The organism is Roseivivax sp. CAU 1753 (assembly GCF_054482575.1).
Window position 1 is genome coordinate 39,798 of record NZ_JBTLRF010000016.1, and the last position, 6,796, is coordinate 46,593.

At 63.9% G+C, this 6,796-nt stretch carries 2 protein-coding genes; one reads left to right on the plus strand and one right to left on the minus strand.

The window, feature by feature from the left end; genetic code table 11:
- Positions 1-405: 405 nt before the first annotated feature.
- Complete coding sequence (locus ACXYMN_RS19045; RefSeq protein WP_459015596.1) at positions 406-5,568, plus strand: hypothetical protein; 5,163 nt, start codon at positions 406-408, stop codon at positions 5,566-5,568.
- Between the two features lie 413 nt (positions 5,569-5,981).
- Here the strand turns inward: ACXYMN_RS19045 and ACXYMN_RS19050 are convergent, their stop codons facing one another.
- On the minus strand, positions 5,982-6,383 hold the full coding sequence (locus ACXYMN_RS19050) for a VOC family protein (protein ID WP_459015597.1): 402 nt from the start codon (positions 6,381-6,383) through the stop codon (positions 5,982-5,984).
- Positions 6,384-6,796: the final 413 nt, after the last annotated feature.

Consider the following 6,796-nt stretch of genomic DNA (forward strand, 5'->3'; position numbering starts at 1 on the left):
CGAAAGCCGTCGGGGAGTCCCCATCCTCATCATCATACTAATCTGCGAAAATGACCTCGATGTGTCAGCTGGCACTGAAGACCCAACGCCGCAAACAGCCCGAAGATTGTTGATGCAGTAGAGTTTGTCGCCCAGTCTCGATCATCGAATTATGGTGCGCCCCTGGGTATTGTCTCGGCAATACCAGTATTCCCATAGCCGCAATTCGTTCGAACGCACCGAACCGACTGCTATTGGAAGTGCCACTTCCGGTGTAAAACATCAAAGTTGACGACGTCTGGTCGCGCCGACATGAATTGAGATAGAAGGTAGGCCAGTTAACAATCGGTCCGCGTCAGTTCAACCAACTCCCCGCGAACGCCCATTTCCCTTGACCACGCGGGCGATCGTTTGCACATCAGTGGGATGGCAAAAGCAGAAAATAGCTCCGACACTGAACATGGCTCAAGCCCGGCATCGCGCGGCGCGGCAGGCGCCTATATTGAGGGCGAGCTCGGGGCATTATATCTGCTCGCACTTCTGACCGGCAACCGGGCGCCGGGGCTGCCGTCCGCGCGCGTCACGAGCGTGCGCTTCCAAGGCGTTGAGCAAGGGTTCAAGCTCGACGACCTCATCATCATGGGCGTCGGCGCCAGCGGTGATACGCTACTCGAAATCCAATCGAAGCGCGATATCCAGTTCTCGCCGAAGGACCCGGTCTACAAGGATGTCGCACTACAGATTGCCAGCAGCACAATCGGGGACGTCCCGGCGGAGCGCCATCTGTTCGGGATTGCCACGCAGCGGACCAGCCGCAAGATATCGGGTGCATATCAAGACGTGCTGGGCTGGGCGCGCAGCGCGGCAACAGCAGACGAGTTTTTCACCCGTCTGAAGGCCACGGGCGTGGCGAACGATGACATGCGCAAGTTCGTCGAGACGACGCGCGAGCATCTTGCCGCAGGCGGCGTCGCCGACGAAAATGAGACAATCTGGCGACTGCTGCGCCGGATACTGATCCTCGAATTCGATTTCGAGGCGAGCGCGCCGATCGCTCGCACCTACGGCTTGGCGCTCGCGCGGATGGCGCTGGCGGACGAGCAAGTCGCGCGCGCCGAGGCATTGTGGAGCCGCCTCGTCGATCTTTCGATCCAGACCGGCACGCGGGGCGGCGAGATCAATACCGCTGCACTCAAAACCAACCTCGCCGAGGCCGATTTCAAGCTGGCTGGCGACCGCGAATACGGCCCGGCCCGTGAGCGGCTCGCCGAGCTCTCGCAAAACACGCTCTCGCATATCGGGACGAGCGTCGCGGGCGTGATGCTGCCGCGGCTGGCAGCGGTCGCGGCGCTCGACGATGCTGCCGAGACGCAGCGCTTCATCGTCGTGCACGGCGATACCGGCGTCGGCAAATCCTGGGTGCTGCGCCACTATGCCGAGCGGGTCGCCGCGCGCGCTCCGATCATCTTCCTCGACCGTGAGGCGACGCCGCCAGGCGGCTGGCTGTCTTTGGCAAGCGCACTCGGCATTCCCGGAACCGCCAACGCTTTCTTGACCGATCTGGCAGCGAGCGGCGGCGCTTACCTCTTCATTGACGGCATCGACATGGTCGACGATGCGGGGCGCCAACGCACGATCAGCGAGCTGCTGCGGGCCGCCGACGCCATACCCGGCTTCACTGTGATCGCGACGGCGCGGCAGACCGGCGCCAGCGACGCCATCCCATGGCTCGACGACCGGATCTCGACTGCACTGGGGGGTATGCACGCGGTCACGGTTGGAGCTCTGTCGGACCAAGAAGTCGCGATCCTGACCGATCAGGCGCCCGAACTGCGGATGCTGCTCGATGCCGGCCATCCCGCAGCGCAACTCGCGCGCAACCTCTACCGTTTGTCGCGACTGCTCCGCGAACCGAGCGCCGCGTCGGTCCGAACTGAGGTCGGGCTCGCGCAGCTTTGGTGGATCGGCGCCGATGGCGCGCCGACAGCCGAAGTGCGGGCAGCGCAGCGAATCCTCAGAGCCCTGGCGACCGCCGCTCTCGAAGGCGACGCCGGAATCGATCTCGACGAGGATTCGTCCGCGCGAAACCATCTGCTCAGTGCTCAGTCGCTCCGCGAGGTCCGGCCCGACCGGCTCGATTTCAATCACGACGTGCTGCGCGACTGGGCGATCGGGAATTACCTCGCCGAAGACCCGTCCCGTCTGGGAGAGTTCGACTTGGGCGGACTCGTGTCGCCGCGCGTCGCCCGCGGTATTGAGATCGCCGCGCGGCTCGCGCTCGAGACGGGCAAGGATGCGAGCGCTTGGCTCGACCTGCTCGCGCATCTGTCGCCTACGAGCGCGCACGGTTCGTGGCGCCGACAGGCGATCCTCGTGCTGGTCAGGTCAGAAGTCGCGATCGATCTGCTCGAAAAGTCGAGCGCCTCGCTCCTCGCCGAGGGCGGCGCACTCTTGACCGAACTGTCGACGACGCTCGTCGCGGTCGAGACGCAGGCGGCTGCTGACATCATCACCTTGCCTGATGGATCGAAGGTCGACCTGCCGCGCTCGTATCGGACCGACGTGACGGGATCGTCGATCCTGGTGCTGCGCTGGATACTTGATCACGCCGCCGAGGTGCCAATGTCGGCGATCGACGCCGTGGTCGAGCTGGTCGAGACACAGACCTTCTTCCTCAGAATGCTCCCCCCGCTTGCCGAGCGAACGGCCCGGCTCCTGTTCGACTGGCTGTGCCAGCTCGATCTGCGCGACATGCCCGTCACGATCCCGGGGATGGAGGGACGCGCGCGCTGGGGGGGCGACGCGCGGCGGCGGACGGTAGCCAAGCTCCGGCTGATGGCGATGCTGCTCGGGTCGTTCGCGCCCGATGCGCTCAAGGCCTATGTCACTGCGATTACGAACGACGGCGACGAGCACAAGATGAATGACCTGCGCCAATACTCGAGCGCGATCGCTCCCGTCGCGCCAGCCGAACTGGCGGCGATGGTCCAAGCGAGCCTGATCAAGAAGAAACACGGGCGGCGTCGGCGGGACCGCGTGATGGAGGACGCCTTCAGTTTTGGCGATAAAGACTATCTGCCACCATCGCCCGCGCAGCCGCCGTTTCTCGACCTGCTGAACGCGGCGCCGGCCGAAGGACTGGCGCTGATCAGGGGGCTGGTCGAGGAGGCGATCGCTTTTCACACCGACGGGCGCGAGCCAGGCGAAGACGGCATCACGGTCGACTTTGGCGAGGGGCCGCGCTTCTTCCCCTGGGGCTGGACCTATGGCTGGTCGCGGGGCAACGGTGACGAATATGCCGCCGCTTCCGGGCTGCTCGCGCTCGAGGCGTGGAGCCAGAAGCGGCTCGATGATGGTGATCCGGTCGAGGCCGTGCTCGCCGACATATTGGGCCCAGAGGGCAGCGCGGCTGCCTATCTCCTCATCGCGATCGACGTGTTGTTGTCGCACGGCAGTGTCGCGCGTGTAGCGCTCGCGCCGTTTCTCGCGAGCCCGCAGCTCCTTGCCGAAGATCGCACCCGGCAGATTCATGACCAGATGGGGTCGGGGCGGGATACGCTGGGACTGAAGGACGAGCCGAAGGGTCCGGTGCGTATGGCCGATCTGAAGGCAAGACCCTCGCGCGGCTATTCGCTGATCGACACCTTGCAGAATTTTCTGGCCGACGAGCCAGTCGGCAATGCGTTGCGGGCAGCGCTCGCGGCGGCGGTCGAGACGCTCGAACCTTATGCCGCGCACGCGACGTTGAGCGAACCTGAGTTCGCCGGCCGCTATGCGCTTAACGTCCTCACCCTGGCGAACTGGTTCGAACGGGAGGACGGCAATCTCGAATATCGGTCGCCGCCGGACGAGGCCGCGCATTTCGTGGCGCTCGAAGGCAAGCGGGATGTGTCGGTTCAGGCGAGCGGAATGGAAGCGCGCATTTTGATGGCGGTCGACGGTGGGACGTATGCGACGGCCGAAACCGCACGCGACGCAGTCGCCTATGCCGAGGGCGGCGTGCCCGATGGCAGCGATACTGACGCGCTCAAGTCGCGCGCAACGCGGCTGATCACGACGGCGCTGCTCGTCGCGCGTGACGGCGACGATGCGCTGCTGGCAGCACATGAAGCCTGGGTGCGGGAAGTTATCGGGATCACGCTTGAGGAGAAATCCGATCAAGGCAGCGGGTCGCGCAATACTCTGCGCTACAACCGCCCGGCGATCGCGATACTCGCACTGATCCATCTCTGGGTCCGGCTGAGGAAAACCGCGGATCGTGATGCGCTGGTCGCGCTCGCGACACGCCAGGATCGGGCGGCAGCCACCGCGGTAGCGGCGGCTGTCCCACGCATCCTGGAGATCGAGCCGCGTCTCTTCAAAGCGATGATGCGGGCGGCCTTTTCCAGCATGACATATCGTCGGAAGAGCTACGAACCGGAAGACGAGGCGCCGCAGGCTGCGTTCGAAGCGGAGCGTGCCACCCGGTCCGTCGCCGCGGTTACGAGCGAGCTTGCTTGGCTTGATGGCGGCGTGGAACCGGATTGGCCCACATGGCCCAAGGAGCGACCGAGCCTGCGCAGGGCCAGACGAATTCGGTTGCCGGGACCAGTCACGCCCGAAGAGTTCGAGGCCGATGGTGGGCTGGAGACGGCGATCGACCCTTCGGCGGAATTCCTTTACACCGATTACCAGGCGGGGGCCCGTTGGCTGGCAATCATCCAGTCGGCGCCTGCCAACGCGATCAGCTGGCGGCAGGAGATCGTCTCGGCTTATGCTGAATGGACAGGCCGCATGAATGGGCTGGGCCATGCGGCGGATGCCGAGATCAGCCGCGAGGCTACCGACTGGAATTGGCAATATTACGCGTTGTATGCCGAGCGGCTGCTCGATGGAGACGATGCGGCGTTCGCCACCGATCTGCCGTTCGTGACCAACCTGCCCGACGCGACGTTTGCCGAGGTCGCGCAGACGGTCCAGCACGCCGCTGACGTGCTCTACTTCAACCACACCAGCCGCGCGCCGGAACGGCCGGTGGCGCTGCGCGAAAAGCTTGTCACGCGGCTGATGACGCTCAGCCGGTGGCGGAGCATCCGCGACCCAGGCAAAGCTCGGATCGACCTGGATAGCGGTGGCGTCATCGCGCAAATGCTGTTCAACACCTATTCGCCGATCACCGGGACGCACAGCCATCTGCTGCCGACCGAGTTCGACCGGATTGATCCGTTTCTGCCTATACTCCGCCCGATGTTGCCCGGGGGGCCAACGGTGTTCGTCGCGCGCTGCACGATGAATCTGATGCTGGTCGCGCCGCGCTCGCGCCATCTTGGCGTTCTTTTGGACGCCGTCGAAGCTTGGTTCGGTCGCACGACGTCACCGGAGCTGTGGATCGCGGCGGGCGTCGGCGAGCGCGTCATGCAATGGTTTGAGGTGTGTGTTGTCGAAGATCCGGGATTGCTCGAACCTGGCCACCCGGCGCGCACGCGGATCGATCGTGTGTTGGGCCGGTTGGTGGCAGTTGGTGTCGCCGAGGCGCATGATCTGGAGCGACGCGTCGCAGCGGCGGCCGAAGCCCAGGCGGTCGCGCCCGTCCCTCGCAAGCCGAGCTGAGGCTTGGGGCGGGGCAGACCTCGCATCAGGGGTAGGACAAGATCGTCGGGCTCGTCTCAGGTAACCTGTCCATCTCTTCCAGGATCGGGTTGGGAGCAAAGCAGCATGCTGACATTAAGTGAAAGTTGGGTGATGGAGTCTGCTTTGGTCGATTGGGCGGCGGTGGCTGCCCGTATCCTCTCGGCCCAGAGCTATACTCGGGATATTTTCAACGAATGGCAGCTCTGCGCCTAAACTGCCAAAGCTTAGCGAACGGCCCTTACCTGCCATTCGTAGGGCGACCCGTCGCTGTGCTACAGCTTACCCAAACCGGCCATCCATGGCGTCGTGCAGCATGATCTGACGCCCGAACGTCCGCGCAGCGGACGGGAACTGCCGTTCGCTGCGGCTACACGGGTGTCTGCTTCGCGAAATCAGTTCTGCGGCTCGCCCTTCATCTCGACGATCTGGATCAGGTTTCCACAGGTATCATCGAGCACGGCCATGCGGACTGATCCGGCATCCACCGGTTCTTGGGCAAATTTTACGCCGAGGTCGTGCAGCCTTTTGCACTCCGCGTTGAGATCTTCGACTTTGAATGAATGAGCAGGGATTCCATCAGCGACGAGCGCCCTCTTGTAGGGCGGAATTGCCGCGTGGGAACTGGGTTCCAGCAAGAGTTCAGGCCCATCAGGTTGCTCGGTCGATACGACCGTCAGCCAACGATGCTCCCCGAGCGGAGTATCGCTCTGCACCTTGAAGCCAAGAACATTCACGTAGAATTTCTCTGCCTTGTCCTGATCATCCGCGAAGACGCTTGTTACGTAGATTTTCATTGCCTGCTCCCGATATTATTTGTTTGGCATGACGGTAGCAGACATTCATGCGCGGCGCAGCATCACCCCCATTTAGGCTCAAACCTGTCATTCGTTGCAGGCCTCACCAAGGTCGGCTTCGGGCCGTCTCCGCTGGGCGAGCCGCCCCACGAGGGCTCGCGACACGCCGCGCTGCCCCAAGTCCGGTTCGAGCCCATGAGGCTCCGAAGGGCGAAGTCGGTTCGCAACTTTGTAGCGGCGGCTTCCTGCACAGAGCCGCCGTTACCCTGGTCGCAGCGAACGACCGGAATCCTGAAGGTTTTTCGATGCGGGCCGCGGCGCGACGTGGGCGGCCGGGAGGTGGCGGCTCGCGTTGACAAACCTCGGAAGGAGGAAGCCGCGGGGGGCTTGGATCAGGCTATGGGGAAAGTGCG